General features: G+C 53.8%; 18 protein-coding genes. 6 read left to right on the top strand and 12 right to left on the bottom strand.

Translation table 11 applies throughout. The annotated features are described in order from the left end of the window. Window positions 1-4: 4 nt before the first annotated feature. From C2U68_RS03985 to C2U68_RS03970, 4 genes are all read left to right on the top strand, one after another. Window positions 5-1,342: a glycosyltransferase family 4 protein gene (locus C2U68_RS03985; protein ID WP_140911217.1), complete on the top strand. Its 1,338-nt coding sequence runs from the start codon at window positions 5-7 to the stop codon at window positions 1,340-1,342. Between the two features lie 144 nt (window positions 1,343-1,486). Continuing rightward, window positions 1,487-2,458, top strand: coding sequence for a glycosyltransferase (locus C2U68_RS03980; RefSeq protein ID WP_222101862.1), 972 nt, complete (start codon window positions 1,487-1,489; stop codon window positions 2,456-2,458). A gap of 6 nt (window positions 2,459-2,464) precedes the next feature. Further along, window positions 2,465-3,553 (top strand): glycoside hydrolase family 99-like domain-containing protein, encoded by a 1,089-nt coding sequence (locus tag C2U68_RS03975; protein ID WP_140911215.1) that lies wholly within the window; start codon window positions 2,465-2,467, stop codon window positions 3,551-3,553. A gap of 30 nt (window positions 3,554-3,583) precedes the next feature. After that, window positions 3,584-4,552 (top strand): glycosyltransferase family 2 protein, encoded by a 969-nt coding sequence (locus tag C2U68_RS03970; RefSeq protein WP_260839202.1) that lies wholly within the window; start codon window positions 3,584-3,586, stop codon window positions 4,550-4,552. 235 nt (window positions 4,553-4,787) lie between these two features. On the opposite strand, the gene C2U68_RS03965 is transcribed toward C2U68_RS03970, so the two are convergent. The 11 genes from C2U68_RS03965 to C2U68_RS03915 form a co-directional block, all read right to left on the bottom strand. Continuing rightward, window positions 4,788-5,603, bottom strand: a complete 816-nt coding sequence (locus C2U68_RS03965; protein WP_140911214.1) for a GlcG/HbpS family heme-binding protein — start codon at window positions 5,601-5,603, stop codon at window positions 4,788-4,790. A gap of 193 nt (window positions 5,604-5,796) precedes the next feature. Then, a complete protein-coding gene (locus C2U68_RS03960; protein ID WP_140911308.1) occupies window positions 5,797-6,294 on the bottom strand; it encodes a phosphatidylglycerophosphatase A in 498 nt (165 codons plus the stop codon). Beyond that, entirely contained in the window at window positions 6,278-7,213 is a 936-nt protein-coding gene (gene thiL / locus C2U68_RS03955) for a thiamine-phosphate kinase (RefSeq protein ID WP_140911213.1), read from the bottom strand. The genes C2U68_RS03960 and thiL overlap by 17 nt, the downstream gene beginning before the upstream one ends. After that, window positions 7,213-7,659 carry a transcription antitermination factor NusB gene (nusB, locus tag C2U68_RS03950; RefSeq protein ID WP_140911212.1) on the bottom strand — a complete coding sequence of 149 codons (447 nt, stop codon included), beginning with the start codon at window positions 7,657-7,659 and terminating at the stop codon, window positions 7,213-7,215. Before nusB ends, thiL begins: the two co-directional genes overlap by 1 nt. Then, the gene (ribE, locus tag C2U68_RS03945) at window positions 7,659-8,147 is read right to left on the bottom strand and encodes a 6,7-dimethyl-8-ribityllumazine synthase (RefSeq protein WP_140911211.1); all 489 of its coding nucleotides are present in this window, start codon (window positions 8,145-8,147) and stop codon (window positions 7,659-7,661) included. Before ribE ends, nusB begins: the two co-directional genes overlap by 1 nt. A 38-nt stretch (window positions 8,148-8,185) precedes the next feature. Continuing rightward, on the bottom strand, window positions 8,186-9,298 hold the full coding sequence (ribBA, locus tag C2U68_RS03940) for a bifunctional 3,4-dihydroxy-2-butanone-4-phosphate synthase/GTP cyclohydrolase II (RefSeq protein ID WP_140911210.1): 1,113 nt from the start codon (window positions 9,296-9,298) through the stop codon (window positions 8,186-8,188). Beyond that, window positions 9,295-9,951, bottom strand: coding sequence for a riboflavin synthase (locus tag C2U68_RS03935; RefSeq protein ID WP_140911209.1), 657 nt, complete (start codon window positions 9,949-9,951; stop codon window positions 9,295-9,297). Before C2U68_RS03935 ends, ribBA begins: the two co-directional genes overlap by 4 nt. A gap of 35 nt (window positions 9,952-9,986) precedes the next feature. After that, a complete protein-coding gene (locus C2U68_RS03930) occupies window positions 9,987-10,241 on the bottom strand; it encodes a hypothetical protein (protein WP_140911208.1) in 255 nt (84 codons plus the stop codon). Between the two features lie 11 nt (window positions 10,242-10,252). Then, on the bottom strand, window positions 10,253-11,350 hold the full coding sequence (gene ribD, locus C2U68_RS03925; RefSeq protein WP_140911207.1) for a bifunctional diaminohydroxyphosphoribosylaminopyrimidine deaminase/5-amino-6-(5-phosphoribosylamino)uracil reductase RibD: 1,098 nt from the start codon (window positions 11,348-11,350) through the stop codon (window positions 10,253-10,255). Continuing rightward, the gene (gene nrdR, locus C2U68_RS03920; protein ID WP_140911206.1) at window positions 11,340-11,798 is read right to left on the bottom strand and encodes a transcriptional regulator NrdR; all 459 of its coding nucleotides are present in this window, start codon (window positions 11,796-11,798) and stop codon (window positions 11,340-11,342) included. The genes ribD and nrdR overlap by 11 nt, the downstream gene beginning before the upstream one ends. 66 nt (window positions 11,799-11,864) lie before the next feature. Further along, a complete protein-coding gene (locus C2U68_RS03915; RefSeq protein ID WP_140911205.1) occupies window positions 11,865-15,245 on the bottom strand; it encodes a mechanosensitive ion channel domain-containing protein in 3,381 nt (1,126 codons plus the stop codon). 46 nt (window positions 15,246-15,291) lie between these two features. Between C2U68_RS03915 and C2U68_RS03910 the strand changes: the two genes are divergently transcribed. After that, a complete protein-coding gene (locus tag C2U68_RS03910; protein ID WP_140911204.1) occupies window positions 15,292-15,945 on the top strand; it encodes a class II aldolase/adducin family protein in 654 nt (217 codons plus the stop codon). A gap of 35 nt (window positions 15,946-15,980) precedes the next feature. Then, window positions 15,981-16,235: a glutaredoxin 3 gene (gene grxC / locus C2U68_RS03905; RefSeq protein WP_140911203.1), complete on the top strand. Its 255-nt coding sequence runs from the start codon at window positions 15,981-15,983 to the stop codon at window positions 16,233-16,235. Between the two features lie 32 nt (window positions 16,236-16,267). On the opposite strand, the gene C2U68_RS03900 is transcribed toward grxC, so the two are convergent. After that, window positions 16,268-16,846 carry a PilZ domain-containing protein gene (locus tag C2U68_RS03900; protein ID WP_140911202.1) on the bottom strand — a complete coding sequence of 193 codons (579 nt, stop codon included), beginning with the start codon at window positions 16,844-16,846 and terminating at the stop codon, window positions 16,268-16,270. Window positions 16,847-16,883 lie beyond the last annotated feature (37 nt).

The raw sequence follows: 16,883 nt of genomic DNA, 5'->3' as shown, positions 1-16,883 counted from the left end.
TCAGATGAACGGTAATTTTGGCATCAACGTTATCGGCTACGTCAGCAGTAACGTAAGCTTGGGAATAACTGCCAGGCATTTTGTAAAACTATTTTTAAATCGGCAAATTCCAGTATCGATTTTTGATATAGATTACAAGCGCGCTCCCAATGCCCGGGTGCATGAGTACCAGGATCTTACAGTTGACGACCCGATACAACTGCCCTACTCGATCAATTTGTTCTTTCTATCGATGGGACAATTGCCAAACCTGTTTCTGCATCCCCCGAAAGGCTTGTTTGCCGCCAATCGTCTCAATGTAGGATTGATCTGGTGTGAAGAAACCGTGTTACCTAAACGTTTCCGCGAAGCGCTACGTTTATTTGATGTGGTACTGGCCGGATCGCACTTTGTTAAACATGTATTTGATACTAATTTATCGGATGTATTTACGCTCGACTGCATACACCCGCTTTTCCTGCCTGACGGAATTTACGCAGACCGCGCTAAATTTGAACTGCCTCACGATAAGCTTCTGTTTGTATCAAGTTTCGATCCGCATCATGACCCGGCCCGCAAGAACCCATTTGGTGCTGTCGATGCTTTCCTGCAGGCGTTTCCCGGCAACTCCGAAGCTTCGTACGCGCCGCATTTAGTCGTGAAATTAAATAACGCGGAAGTCACTACGCCGGGTTGCAACCCCATGCGATTGGTAGAGGAACTAAAATCACGATGTGCTGGTAATCCCCGTGTTCATTTTATCCCCAAGTCGCTGAGCTACCCGGATGTGTTAAGCCTGTATGCCAGCTGTGACGTATTTGTCTCTATGCACCGTGCGGAAGGACTGGGACTCGGACCATTAGAATGTATGGCGTTAGGCAAGCCTGTGATAGCAACCGCCTGGTCGGGTAACATGTCGTTCATGCGGCACACGAATTCATGTCTGGTAGGATTTGATTTGGTGCCTTATACCGGCATGGCCGCCAATGGCCCTGACCGGCTCGGCAAACGCGCAGTATGGGCAGAACCCCATATCGATGAGGCCGCCGACTGGATGAAAAAATTAGCCGCCGATCCGGGACTTCGCGAAAAAATCGGCCGCCAAGCGACGGCTGATGCTCGAGCCTATCACGCCGCGTCGGAGCAAATCGAATTTATGAACGATTTGGCGTTAATTCTGGAAGAAAAATCGTTTTTATCACGGCGGCAACACAGCAAGCTTAGCGATACCAAGGCATTAAAAAACGCCGAAATGCAATTTAACTATTTCGGACTCCCTGGTTTTAAAAGACGATGCATCGACATGTTGGACAAACATGTAATGTGGCGTTTCAAGCAAACCCACTCAAATGGATCGGCATAACCATCTTAACAGCCAGAGCGAGCCGCTGGTTTTGCTCACGCTAACACTCGAAATTGAGCTAACTTCGTGACTATCTATTATCTTTGTCCGGAACATAACACTCCCGTAGGGGGGGTAAGAGTCATATATCAGCATGTCGACGTATTGAACCGTAACGGCATCCCGGCCTATGTCGTGCATAACAATCCCGGATTTCGAGTATCGTGGTTCGAAAATAAAACGCCAATTGTGTATTGGCGGGGCTCGATCATCGATCGTCTTCACGGCAAGGTAAAACGCCGTTTCCAGCCGGATCAGGTCGTTGAGTTGCACATCAAAGGCGGCAAAAGTCGCACGATCGGCTCAGACGACATTATTGCTATACCGGAATTGTACGGACCGGATTTGGCGTGGGCGTACGGCAAAGGCATAAAAAAAGTCGTACTAAACCAGAACTGTTATCTGACCTTTAACGGTTACTCGTTGAACAAAGATCGCCTGATAAGCCCATATCACGACCCCGATACGCTTGCCACGCTGGTGAATTCGAAGGACGGCGAAGATTATTTACGCCATGCTTTTCCGGAACTATCGCTCTACCGGTTTAGACTCTCTATCGATCCTAATACCTTTTATTATCAAGAGAAAAAGAAAAAGCAATTGTGTTTTTCCCGCATCAAAAATCAGCAAGATGCGATGCAAGTGATTAACATTCTGAAGTTTCGCGGCGCGCTTGAAGACTTCGAGATCGTCCCTTTCATTAACTTGCCTCAAGCAGAAGTTGCAAGAATTTATCGCGACTCGGCCGTCTTTTTGAGTTTCGGTTATCCCGAAGGCTTCGGCTTACCTGCAGCAGAGGCTATGGCATCGGGTTGTGTCGTGATCGGCTTCCACGGCGGCGGCGGCCGGGAGTTTTTCAACCCTGAATTTTCTTATCCTATCGAGCAAGGCGATATAGTAGGCTTTGCGAAAACTGTCGAACACGTCATACAAACCTACCGGCAGGCCCCCGAAACCATGGCGCAGAAAGGTCGGCTGGCGGCTGATTTTATTCGCGAGACTTATTCATTGGCGCTTGAAGAACAAGAAATCGTGTCAGCCTGGCGAGCCATACTTGCAAAATTCAACTCTGTTTAACATTTTATGAAGACCAGTCCACGCCTTATCGCTTTTCATTTACCTCAATTTCATCCTACCCCGGAAAACGACGAGTGGTGGGGCAAAGGGTTCACAGAATGGACCAACGTCGCTAAAGCCAAGCCGCTATACCCCGGCCATTACCAACCCCATGTGCCGGCCGACCTCGGATTCTACGACCTACGTTTACCCGAAGCGCGCCACGCTCAAGCCGAACTTGCCAAAGAATACGGAATTGAGGGGTTTTGCTACTACCACTACTGGTTCGGCGACGGCCGACGTATCCTTGAGCGGCCGGTCAACGAGATCCTCGCCAGCGGCGAACCCGATTTCCCATTTTGCTTGTGTTGGGCAAATCATAGTTGGAACAACATCTGGCAAGGCACCGCTGATCGAACTTTAATCGAGCAGACCTACCCAGGCATGGAAGACCATAAGCAGCACTTTGAATGGTTACTTAATGCCTTCAAAGACCCACGTTACATCACGGTCGAAGGCAGACCGCTGTTTTTGATTTTTAGTCCGATGGACGTGCCCGATCTGCAAAACGTAATTGCGTACTGGCGAGAATTAGCCGCCGCCGCCGGATTGGCTGGTCTGTATCTGGTTGGAGTGAATTATCGAATGCGCCAGGACTGGGACCCGACCAGCGTCGGGCTCGATGCTTCGACGTGGCAGCCTTTGCCGCCAAAAGATGGTCATTTACCCACCCGATATATCATGCGTAAAATCTTGCGGTTTATTGCGGGAAAAAAATCCTCGCTGACCGTATACGACTATGCGGAGGTGATGGATAACCTGATTCGCAAATCGGCACCAAGCTTTCCGGACTATCCGACCGTATTACCAAACTGGGATAACACTCCGCGATCCAACGAAAACGGCTTAGTACTGCATGGATCGACACCCGAGCTATTCAGGAAGCTATTACGCCAAGCGTTTGGATTAATTGCCAAAAATCCCCCCGAAAAACGCATTGTTTTTGTCAAAGCCTGGAATGAATGGGCTGAAGGCAATTATCTGGAGCCAGATCAACTACATGGCCTGAGTTATCTGAATATTGTCAAAGAAGAACTCACCGATTACGAAAACTAGTCAAGTTATAGAGTTGCCGAGTTAAACGCCGTGGCAGTAAATAACAACTCAAAAACAGGGGATACTTTTGTCTCCATAGTAATGCCATGTTTCAACTCGGCTCTCACGATCAAAAACTCCGTTGCTTCCGTTTACAACCAAACTTTTAAGAATTTCGAGTTAATTATCGTTGACGACGGCTCAACAGATAACTCCAGACAAGTCATCAACGAATTGGAAGCTACTTATCCCAATATTAAGTCGATATTCAAATCCAACTCCGGCCCGGCGCAAAGTCGTAACGTCGGAATTCAAGCGGCCTCTGGCCAATTTATTGCTTTTCTAGACTCCGATGACACTTGGCACCCGGAGTTTTTAGAAAAACTTCTCGGCTGCCTAGAACAAAATCCAGATTGCAAACTTGCCTATTGCGGCTGGCAGAATATCGGCTTAGCAGCTGACCGCTGCAAGCCCTATATTCCGCCGGACTACGAAACGTCTGATAAGGCGAGTATTCTGTTAAAAAGCTGCCCTTGGCCGATCCACGCCGTCATTGCCCGCAAACAAGAGATAGACCGCGTCAAAGGTTTTAACGATGCCTGGTTTACCGCAGAGGATTTTGACATGTGGTTGAGAATCGCGTTATTCGGCAAAATTGTCCGGGTTCCGGAAGTTCTTTCTTACTATCACCATAAACAAGGCGAACAGATTACCCGTAATCGCTTGCGCGCAATATTGAATCATCTTGGCGTACAAAAAGCCTTTTTAAAAGACTTTCCACGCATCGAAAAATCCATTGGGAAGCAGAACTGCAATAAATTGATTTATGAGCAGATTTTATATCAAGCGTATGAATTATACTGGGCCGGCGAATTGGGCGGAGCCCAAATATTATTTAGAAAAGCTTTTATATCCGGCCAGTTTAAACCTACTGATCTGAAATATATTATTCCCGCTTGGTTACCGTCCGGTATTTATTTAAATTTTATTGGCGCGTTTAGAAAACAGGCCAATCACTAAAACATTTATACCCTGGATTTTGGTCGCCCAGCTTTCGCGACCACAATCGGCTGGTTTTTACTTCAATAGCAAAATGAACCGGATTGCCGGAATGTATATTGAGCAAAAAAAACCAGACCAAACCAATACCGAAACCATTTCCGGGATGTAAGAAAGGTGCCGCTTTCCACGGCACCTTCACGGCCCATGCGATTGACCGCTATAGGCCCGTAACCATTTCTGGCTGGGATCCCCCCTATGGAATGACTGCCGGCAATTCCGAAGGGTTAGAGACGTTTATACAAGTCGGATGACCAAAGCCACCGGCGCTCTTACCGTCGGCCCCGATGTCGTAAACGATATTATCCGGGCGCTGCCCATCGCCGCTGACGCCGTTTACGCCCTGAAGGTGATCCAAACCTAAATTATTTCTGACTCGCCAAGCGATATTGTGGTCGGCACACGATGTGTCGCCGCTCAAACCGATACCGCCAATCAAGGCTTGTCCGGTCGCATATAAACCAAGACCGCCGCCAAACACATTGACACCGCCGATTTTTCTGCCGACCATCGGGTCGACCGGCGTGCCGTAAAGGCCTGAGTTACCGCCATAAGCCACTTCCGCATTCACCGGATTACTTTCCTGTAGTCCAAACAGACTACCACCAGGCTGCACCGCAGAGTATAAATTTGCGGTGGACAACGCCAGCCCCAACTGTCTGCCCGAGCCGGCCGAAGCCGAGGTAGAATCCAGGCTCAAGGAATTGGCGGTATTGGCTTTTTGGGCCGAAATCACCCGACTGGCAGGCCATTGCGCGGCTCGGTTGCCACCGGAATAAGCCACGGCACAAACTACACCGTCTCGGTTGACGATAGTGGCCCACATATGCAGATTCAAACCGCTGCTTTCGGTGCTGACGGCCTGATTCAATGCAGCTTTTAACGCAGCGTGGCTGGGCAAGCCTTTACAAGCTGCGCCAATACCTTTGCCGCCAAAATCCCAATCTGCGAATGCGTTACCCGTATTCAACAGGGCGGCGACAGTCGCCGCAAATACTAACTTCGAATTCATAATTTCCCCTCGTTATTTTTGTTGTTGACCATGCGTTCGATAGCTCGCTCGCGCAGCCGATGGTAGCCGCGGCTCGCTCTTATGACTGGCCGCGATTTTGGATTCTAGATTGGCAAGGGCTAAGGGTCAACCGTCCGCAGGGAGGGTAGTTAGCGCGTGCGGCTATTGCAGCGGGCGGCAGCCAGAAAACGCACTAAAACCAGTAATGTAAAATCAGACAGGCAATCGCGCCGGCGGCGATATCGTCAAGCATGATACCGAGACCGCCGTCGACGTTTCGATCGAACCATTTGATCGGCCAAGGTTTCAGGATATCCAACAGCCTGAACAGGACGAATCCGGCCAACAAACTCTGCCAGGATAAAGCAACACCGAGCATGGTCACCAAGAAACCGGCGATTTCGTCCCAGACGATGCCGCCGAAATCATGTACTTGCAGTTTGTCCGCGGCGCGGCGGCAAATCGCCACTCCAGCGACGATTGCTACCAGCGTCGCCAAGCTATAAACGACGCTGCCGGTTTGGACCAATAACAGATACAGCGGAATCGCGGCGGCAGTACCGAACGTGCCCGGCATGAACTTGGAAAGGCCGGAGCCGAAACCGAACGCCAAAAACAACACCGGGTCGCTGAGGATTTGCCGGGGGCTTAACCGGCTGTTACCGTAATATTCTCTAAGCAAAGTGTTGATAACCCCTGGCTGGAATGTTTTCGATACGCCCTGCCCGGCGGATGCGTAAACCGGACTCGACCTCGACGACGCCGACGCAGTGGCAACCGGCCGGTACCTTTGCCGCCAATGGCGCCGGCACCGTGAAGCACAGTTCATAGTCGTCACCAGCGCTCAAGGGCAACGTCCAATCCGAACTGGTTGCGATATACTCGCCCACCGCAGTCGACAACGGCAGTTTGTCCCAATCGAGCACCGCACCGACGCCGCTTTGCTGCAGAATATGGCCCAGGTCGGCAGCCAAGCCGTCGGAAATATCGATGCAGGCGCTGGCGACGCCGCGCAACGCCAGACCGGTCTCGATTCGCGGTAGCGGCCGGTCGAACCTTTGCAAAGGTTGTTCGTTATCGAAGACCGGCAAACCTTGTTTGATCTTGAGTCCCAAGCCGGCATCGCCGATGGGGCCGCTGACGAAAATCAAGTCGCCGGGCCTGGCGCCGGAACGCAACAAGGCCTGGCCGAGCGGCACTGCACCCATGGCCTGTACCGTCAAGCTCAGCGGTCCGGAGGTGGTGTCGCCACCGACCAGATCCACCCGACATTGCCGAGCCAGGGCCAGAAAACCATCGGCAAAAGCTTGCAACCAGGATTCGTCGACTTGCGGCAAGGTCAACGCCAGCGTCACCGCGAACGGCTCCGCGCCCATCGCCGCCAAATCGCTGAGGTTTACCGCCAAGACTTTGTGCCCCAAGGCATTCGGATCGACATCGGCAAAAAAATGCACTTTTTCGACCATGGTGTCGGCGGTCACGGCGATCTGGTAGGTGTCCGGCAGATTCAGCAAGGCGCAATCGTCGCCGATGCCGAGTTGATTGAACGGATGTTGCAGCGCCGATCCGGCAAAGAAGCGCCGGATCAGGTCGAATTCGCCCAGCGCCATCAGTCGCCGGTTTTATGGCGTTGTTTGGCGGCGATTTCCATTGCCCGCTGCTTCTGTGCCACTTTATCCAGAATACCGTTGACGTATTTGTGGCTGCCGTCGGCGCCGAAATCCTTGGCCAGATTGACGCCCTCGTTGATGATGACCTTGTACGGGGTTTCCAGACGGTTGATCAATTCATAGGCACCGATGCGCAGAATCGCCCGCTCCACCGGATCGATTTTCTCCACTGGCCGGTCGACGAATTCGGCCAACGCGGCGTCGATCACGTCCAGTTGTTTCGGCACGCCGTGGAACAGTTCGCTGAAATAAGTTTTCTGGGCGCCTTTCAAATGTTCTTCTTCCAGAAAATAAGTCTCGATCCGGGTCAGACTGTCGCCCGACATCTGCCATTGGTACAAGGCCTGCACCGCACATTTTCTGGCGTTGGTTTTTGCCTGGCTCATTAATTGCCCTGGTTGGCGTTCAGGGCCTTGAACAGGCTGACCATTTCGATCGCGGACAGAGCGGCCTCGGCGCCTTTGTTGCCGGCCTTGGTGCCGGCACGTTCGATCGCCTGCTCGATGCTGTCGACCGTCAACACACCGAATGCAACCGGAATATCGTGTTGCAATGCGACTTGAGCAATGCCTTTGACGCATTCGCCGGCCACGTATTCGAAGTGCGGCGTGCCGCCGCGAATCACAGCGCCCAAGGCGATGATCGCATCGTACTTTTTACTGGCGGCGATGCGTTGCACCACCATCGGCAATTCGAAGGCGCCCGGCGCCTTGACCAGCGTAATATCGTTGCGGTCGGCACCGTGGCGGACCAATGCATCGATCGCGCCGCCTTCCAATTGTTCGACGATAAAGCTGTTGAAGCGCGAAGAGACGAGACAAAACTTGCCGCCTTGCGCGGAGAAATTGCCTTCTACGGTAGTGACTGTTGCCATGTATTTACCTGATGAGTGAGAGATTGAGGTTGTTGCGGTCAATTGCCGGCATCGATATGTTCGACCACTTCCAGATCGAAACCGGACAAGCCGATGTATTTTTTTTGCGCGCCCATCACCTTGAGCCGGCGCACACCCAGATCGGACAAAATCCGCGAGCCGGCGCCGGTGGTGCGCCAATCGGCGTCGGCGCTGAGATCGCGACTGTGTTTGACGCCGTGGTCCTGCATTTGGTAGCTATGGATCAATTCGACCAGATCCTTGTTGTTTTCTTTCTGCCGGATCAGCACCAGCACACCGCGGCCGGCCTCGGCGATATTTTTCAACGCCTCCCGCACCGGCAGACTGCAATCGCTGCGTTTGGAGAACAGCAAATCGTCGATCACGTTACGCGCATGCACTCGCACCAAAACCGGCTCGTCGCCGGCCACATCGCCCATGACCAAAGCCAGATGGACGTTGTCGTCGTTACAATCCTGGTAGGCATATAACCGAAAATCGCCGAACTCGGTCGGATAGGCGCATTCGCTGATGCGTTCCAACGTGTTCTCGTGCTTGATCCGGTAATGGATCAAATCGGCAATCGTGCCGATTTTCAGATTATGGCGTTCGGCAAACGCCTCCAAGTCGGGACGGCGGGCCATAGAGCCGTCGTCGTTCAGAATTTCGACGATTACCGCGGCCGGCTCGACACCGGCCAAGCGAGCCAGATCGCAACCGGCTTCGGTATGCCCGGCCCGGTTCAGCACGCCGCCGGCCTGAGCCATCAGCGGAAAAATATGGCCCGGCTGGACCAAATCGCTGGGCTGAGCCTGTTTGGCAACGGCGGCTTGCACCGTCAACGCCCGGTCCGCCGCAGAAATGCCGGTGGTAACGCCCTCGGCCGCTTCGATCGACACGGTGAAATTGGTGGTATAGGGGGTGCGGTTGTCGTTGACCATCAGCGGCAGCCGCAGTTGCTGGCAACGTTCGCGGGTCAAGGTCAAACAAATCAGGCCGCGGCCGTACTTGGCCATGAAATTGATGTCTTCCGGGCGGACGAATTCGGCCGCCATCAACAAATCGCCTTCGTTCTCGCGGTCTTCATCGTCCATGATGATGACCATCTTGCCTTGGCGCAGATCGCCGATGATTTCTTCTATGCTGTTCATTGGATAAAGCCTGCGTCGTAAAGTAGCGCCTCGGTAATGGTCCCCCGGCCGCGGGCCGCAGCATCGCCTTGCATCAGGCGTTCCAGATAGCGGGCCAACAGATCGACTTCCAGATTGACCCGGTCGCCGACTTCGGCCTGGCCGAGCGTGGTTTCCTGCAAAGTGTGCGGCACGATATTTACGGCAAAGGTGGCGCCGTCGACGCTGTTGACCGTCAGGCTGATGCCGTCGATGCAAATCGAACCTTTTTCGGCGATGTATTTGGCCAGTGGGTCCGGCGCTTTAAACTTGAAGCGCCAGGAACGGCCGTCCGCGCGTTTTTCCAGAATTTGGCCGATACCGTCGACATGGCCACTGACGATATGCCCGCCCAACCGGCTGCTTGGAGTCAGCGCCAACTCCAGATTGACCGGCATACCCGGTTTGGCCTGGCTTAAGGTCGTGCGCGACAAGGTCTCGTTAGATACGTCGGCACTGAAGCGATGCTCGGCCAATTCGACCGCGGTCAGGCAGACACCGTTGACGGCAATGCTGTCGCCGAGCGCGCAGTCTCGCAGCGACAGTTTGCCGGTTTCGATACTCAAGCGGCAATCTCCGCCCCTGGGTTGAACGGCCGCGATTTGGCCGACGGCTAAAACAATTCCGGTAAACATGATATTCGCTCGATGATTCGGGTTATGTTGGACCGTCAACGTTTTTGCGGCTGTTCCGCCGGCTGCGCAGCGGAGTCCTGAGTTTTTTCGGTTTTGTGCGGTTTACGGTAAACGGTTACCGATTGGTAGACGCCGCTATGATAATCGTAAATTTCGATATCGCGCTCTTCACCGACGTATTTGCCGCCTTCGATTTTAACGGTTTTCGAGCTTTTCGATTCGTCGTCCTCGGCGCCCGCCCAGCCCGGCAACAACGATAATGACAACGTAAAAATGATGACAGTCCTCATAACGCCTAGCCCTAATCGGAAATTGTTTGCGGGCGGTACAGCAACCGTAAATCCGGGCCTACTTGCCGCACTTCCGCCAAAGTAAGTTTTTTCTTATCTTGCAGGCGCTGCAACTCCGGCATCCGGAACAGGCCGCGTCCGCTGTCGCCCAAAACGCATGGCGCCATATAAATCAACCACTCATCGACCAGGCCGCTATTCAGTAAAGCGCCGTTCAAGGTCGCGCCGGCCTCGATCCAGACCGTGTTGATCTGCCGCTCTGCCAGCAATCTGCACACCTGGTGCAAATCGGTTCGCCCGGCTGTCGCATCGACCTGAAACACCTTGTAGCCGGCATCCAGCAGACGCTGTCGTTTTACCGAATCGCTGCTGGAAGTGACGATCCAGACTTCCGCAGAATCCTGCAACATCCGCGCAGCGAGCGGCATGCGCAAATGACTGTCCAATACCACTTTCACCGGCTGGACCACATCGAAATCGACTCGCGCGCTCAATGAAGGATCGTCTGCCAACACCGTGTCGATTCCGGTCAAAACGGCACTGCTGGCGGCTCGCCAACGTTGGACATCCTGCCGAGACAGCGGCGAGGTGATCCACTGGCTTTCTCCGCCAGCCATCGCCGTGCGCCCGTCCAGACTCATGGCCAATTTGCTGCGAATCCACGGCAAACCTTGGCTCATCCGTTTGAAAAAGCCGCGGTTCAAATTTTCCGCTTCGCTTTGCAACACACCGCAAACCGCTTCGACCCCGGCCGCGGCAAGCTGCTGCAAGCCACGGCCCGATACCAGCGGATTCGGATCTTGCATCGCGGCGACCACCCGTGTCACACCTGCTGCAATCAATGCCTCGGTGCAGGGCCCGGTCTTGCCTTGATGACTGCAAGGTTCCAGCGTGACGTAGGCCGTGGCGCCGCGGGCGTCACCGGCCCGACTCAACGCGTCGACTTCGGCATGAGCGTAACCGGCGCGCTGGGTCCAACCCTCGGCAATGATTTCGCCATGTTTGACCAAGACGCAACCGACGTGGGGATTGGGATCGGTCGTGTAAAGGCCGTTTTGCGCCAGTTTCAAAGCCCGCGCCATAAAGGCGGCGTCTTGGCTAGGCGTCATGCTTCTGCAGATTTTCGATCACTGCGGTGAAATCGGACACATCCTGGAAACTGCGGTAAACCGAGGCGAAACGCACGAAAGCCACGTGATCAAGCGCTTTCAGTTCGTTCATCACCATCTCGCCCAGCTCGCGCGCCGGGATTTCCCGCTCACCCTTAGCCGTCAGCGCCTTTTTGATCCGGCTCAACGCGGCTTCGACGGCATCGACCTGCACCGGCCGTTTTTCCAGCGCCCGTTGCATGCCGGCCCGCAGTTTTTGTTCGTCGAAACTTTGCCGGGCGCCGCTACGTTTGATAATCCGCGGCAGGGTCAATTCGACCACTTCGAACGTGGTAAAGCGCTCTTTGCAGGCGACGCACTCCCGCCGACGCTTGACTTGGTCGCCGTCGTCGGCCAGACGGGTGTCGATCACCCGCGTGTCTTGTGCAGCGCAAAACGGACAACGCATGTTAAAAATCGAAACTGGGTTTAAAGGGGTGCATTTTATTACAGAACCCAGTGATATTGAAATCGGCTAATAACTGGCACCGCCCTCGTTCAACACGCCTTTCGCGACCGACCGGATATGCACGTCGCGTTGCGGATACGGGATTTCGATATGGTGGGCCTGTAACGCTTCGTAGATCTGAATATGCAATTTGTGGGTAGCGACCGCGCGGTCGCTCAGCTCGCGCACGAACACATTGACTTTGAATTCCAATGCGCTTTCGCCGAAACCGACGAAACTGATCACCGGTTCCGGATCGGCCAGAACTTGTTCGGTGTTTTTTACCGCTTCGCTCAGGATCTGTTCCACCAACTCGATATCGGAGCCGTAGGACACGCTGACCGGTACCACTACCCGGGTTACGGTATCGGACAAGGTCCAGTTGATCAGCTGGTCGGTAATGAAGGTCTTATTCGGCACCACCAACTCCTTGCGGTCCCAATCGACGATGTGGGTGGCCCGCATTTGAATCCGGCTGACCCGGCCGGTAACGTCGCCCACGGTAACGGTATCACCGACCCGAATTGGCCGTTCGAACAACAGGATAATGCCCGACACCATATTGGCGAAGATCTCCTGCAAACCGAAACCCAAACCCACGCTGAGCGCCGCTACCAACCATTGCACCTGCGACCAGCTGCCGCCAAGCTCGTTGGCGACAGCCAAAAAGGCAATCGAAACCAAACTGTAACGCACCAACTGAATCAGGGCGTAGCGGCCGCCGGCGGTCATGGCGAATTTACCGGCTGTAGCCAAGTCGACCAAGGTTGGAAAATTGCCGACGAACAAAAACGCCAGTCCGATATACAGCAAACACAGCAGGAGATTGATCAACGTGATCGGCTGCAGAGCCTCCTTGCCGTCGACGATTTGGGCGTGCTGCCACAACACGATTTGGTCGAACACCGAAAATGCCGGCAGGATATCGCTCCAGATCAGCCAAGCACCAACCACGAGCAACACGCCGGTTATCGTGGTCAAAAATTTATGGCCCTGCTGGTTGATTTTGGAGATGTCCAACAATTCATCTTCCAACGGAATCGCCGGCTCGGTGCCGGTCGCGGCTGCCGCCTGTTCGGTCTGTTTGCGCTTTTGGCGGGCATTTTGCAGCGCCAGACGCCGCTCGGTATTTCGCAACCAACGTAACACCAAAGCCTGGAACAATGAGACGAAAAACACCAATCGCAGACTGTCGATCAGCTTTTGTTCCAACTCCAACGCACTTTGGAAATAGCCAGCCACCGCGAAGCCGATAATCGCCAGCGGCGTCAGTACCGCAATCGCATACCAGACGTAACGCAACCGACTGACCCAACCCTCCGAGTGTTGGTAAAAATAGCGACCCAGCCCGGTTTGCGGCTGCGTCAAACGGTGAAAGACGTAGCTAAAGGTCAGCATCATCGCAATCAGCGCGCTACGCCCCAAGGCATAGCTGTGTTCGGAAAACAAGTCGCTCCCGGTCATCGACATAATGAATATGGCTGGCAGCAACAAAAACCGGGCCCATTTCATTTGGCCGTAAAGCAGACTGGTGGCATGCTCCGGCCAATGGAAAAGGGTTTCGGCGATACCGCCGGGTTTGAACAGGCGAAAGAAAAACTGTACGACAAACAACGATACGGCTGTAACGACCATCCCCTCGGCGAAGGCGTGGCTGAAAAAATCGGCGCGGGCGTTCAATAACAATACGCCACCGATCCAGGCCATTAATAACCCGCCGTATAAAGACAGCAGCATCAAATATCCCATGCCGGATAGAATCTCGCCGAAACTATGGCCTATCGGATTTTTGACCAGCAAGCGCCCCAGCTTGAGTTTAAGATTCAAGCGAAAACGCCAATGCAGGACCACTATCCCCAAACCGACCAGCGCTAACATCGGATAATTCGCGATGCTCTCGGCAAAATCGGCGGCCACCCGCAGCCAATTGCCCGGATTCAGAAACCAGGTCAACGACGAGATAATATCCTTCAAATAATGCTTGTCGATCACCGGCGCGCTGGGCACCCACAGCAAGCGCTGGTCGAGATAGGCACTGAATTTGTCGGCCACGCCCAGCATTTGTTGCAAACTGAAATCGACGTCGCCGAGTAAGCGGCCGTAGTCGTTATAACTGGCGGCCAGCCGCATCACCAAATCTTTGCGGTCGTTCAACAACATGCGCAATTCGGTACGAATCCGCAATTTCTCCGCGTCGTCCGTCTCCGCCGGCAACTGGCCGATTTGATCCAGTAACACTTGGTTGACATCGGCCAACGCTTTCTTCGCCTCATCCAGTTTGAACATTTCCAAACTCGCCAGCGCAATTTGCGCCTGGATATCGTCGTTCAAATGGGCAAACTGCTTTCGCTGCGGCACGTTACGACGCTGTTCCCGCAGCAGGTTGCCCAAGGCCGGACTCAAACCGGCGAGATTGATTTTTTGCTCGGCGCTTTGAAAGTCTTTTTCCAGTTGTTTGCCGCGGGTATCGATCTCGGTTTTTTGCAGCAGGTACTGCTCCATGTTTTTATTGATGTCCTGCAGCTTGCGGTTGTATTGCATGTTCTGCTTGGTTGCAGCTCTAATCAGCGGATGCTTGCTTTCGGCTTCTCTCTCCGCCTGCGCCAATTCGGCCTGCTCCTTGTCAATTTGCTGCTGGCGCCGATCCAATAAAAAATTATCCAGATCGGCAATGGTCAGAGCTTCCAACTCCCGTTGCAACGACGCCAGATGCATCCGGTCCTTTTCGACCTGCAACCGGAGCGGGCTGCTGATGTTTTCCAGCTCCAGCGTTTTCAAACTGCTGTTCAACAGGCGAATCCGGGTATCCAGTTGGATTTGGCGGGCTTCGCGCTCGTAGAGACTGTCGGCGGCGCGCGCGACCAAACTTTGTTGCTCCTGTAAACTGGATGCCTGCTTGTTTTTGATTTCGGCAATTTTTTCCCGAATCAGTTGCGGCCGGCTATTTAGTTCGCCGATTTGCGCTTCGATCCGGCTGATTTCGGCATCCAGATCGCTGAGACGGGTCTTTTCGATAATTAAGCGCTGCTCCAGTTCGTCGGTCGGAAATAGCGCCAACTTTTCCGCTTTGCGATTTTTTAAGTTGTTTTCCGCTTCGGCAATCTGGCCGGCGATTTGTTTGGCAACGACCGGATACAAACTCAACGCCTGCTTGAAGGAATCGGCTTGGGCATCCTGAGCTTCGGCCTCGCTCAAATTGTCGTCGCTTTCGCGGTAGGCGGCCAAAATCCGGTTCTTGATCTCTTCGGCCAGATTTTGCTTGTCCTTGATCGATTGCACCCGCTGCTGAATATCGGCCCGGGTCACGGCTTTGATGGCCGTAGCCGGCGCAGCTGCGGCCGAAAAGGCATCGCCCGCCAACAACATCAATAAAAAAAACAGGCTATGCAGCAAAAAATTGAAGTTCATGAGTTAGTGTAATCAGCGTAAAACAAAATAGCCGGCTGGAGTTCCTATGCTTAACGATCGCGAAGGCGTGATCAAATACCGTCTCGACCACCAATACCAAGCACTGCCCGCAGACAGCGATCTGCCCGCGATCAATGCTTGGCGCGACATTATGTATCGCCTCGGTTTGATAGGTCGCATCGCCGGCAAATACGATGGCCTCGGTTTCGGCAACATCAGTAGCCGTCGGGTTCCCGGCGAGAACGGCTTTTTGGTATCCGCCACCCAGACCGGCGATCTGCCCCAGCTCGGCCCGGAACATTACGCCTGGGTCATGGCGGCGTCGCCACAGCAGAATCGGCTGCAGTCTTTAGGCCCGGCCCAACCCTCTTCGGAAGCTTTGACTCACGCGGTGATCTACCAGCTGTTGCCGCGGGTGCAGGCCGTCATCCACGTGCATTGCCCGGAAATTTGGCACAATACCGCAAATTTGCAGCTGGCGCATACCGCCGCGCAGGTACCCTACGGTACCCCGGAGATGGCCGACGCCGTGGCAACCCTATTGCGGAATTCTGGGAGCGTCGACCACGGCATATTTGCCATGCTCGGGCACCTGGACGGCGTCGTCGCCTACGGCGCCTCCCTGCAGCAAGCAGCAGAGTTATTGATTGCTCGGCTGGCCATGGCCTTAGCGCTTGAGCAAAACCAGTCGGGCCGCTAGAATGCCAGCTTTATTAGCATTTATTAATTTTTATCATGCCGGAAATCATCATCTACACCACCAAAATTTGTCCTTATTGCACGATGGCGAAACGCTTGCTGGAGCGTAAAGGAGCCGGTTACACCGAAATTAACGTCGATGCCGAGCCGGGCTTGAGAGAACAGATGATCGAGAAAACCCAACGCCGCACGGTGCCGCAGATATTCATCGGCAATCGCCACATCGGCGGATTTGACGACTTGCAAGCGCTGGACAAAAATCAGGAGCTGGATCCGCTACTGCGGGATTGAAACTAAAGCGAGCCCTGTTCGGGCCGGGCATTTTAGCGGATAGTGACTAACTGCAGACCGATGCGGGTGCTGATTTCGTTACTGTCGTACCAGACGATTTTGCCCAACGCGCTCAAGCCCAACTCTGGACACTGCACTTTGACCGGAGCGTTGATTTTGATGGCTGGCGAATTGCCGGCCAGTTTCAGACACATGCCTTCCACCGAGCGGTCTAGCCCTTCCACCAAAAAACGTTCCTTGTCGACGAATAACTCCGCCTTAAAATGTTCGGCCTTGCGGTATCCGCGGCGCTTGCGCCACAGTTTTTGGGCGTTGTGTACTACGTCGCGAAACTCCAGACCCATCATTATGCGGTTGCGATCGCGCTTGACCCAGACAATGTCAACCTCACCGGCCAACTGCAACTCGGCGACAAAAATTTCCGCGCGCCGGCTTTGTTCCAACAGAACTTCGAAATCCCGAATAGTCGTCAACAAATCGCCAGGCGCAACCTCAAGCATCGCGCCGTTCAGCGAAACATCGTAGCAATTGATCTGCAGCGTCTCGCCGCCCACGTACAGCCTACCTTCGGCATTAAAGTTTTTTCGGTATTCTTTTCTATCCTGAAACATGCTCGAAATCTCTAAGGAATGTCCGACAAAGATAGCT

Source organism: Methylomonas koyamae (assembly GCF_006483455.1).
Lineage (GTDB): Bacteria > Pseudomonadota > Gammaproteobacteria > Methylococcales > Methylomonadaceae > Methylomonas > Methylomonas koyamae_B.
This window is presented reverse-complemented; position numbering and strand designations above follow the sequence as displayed.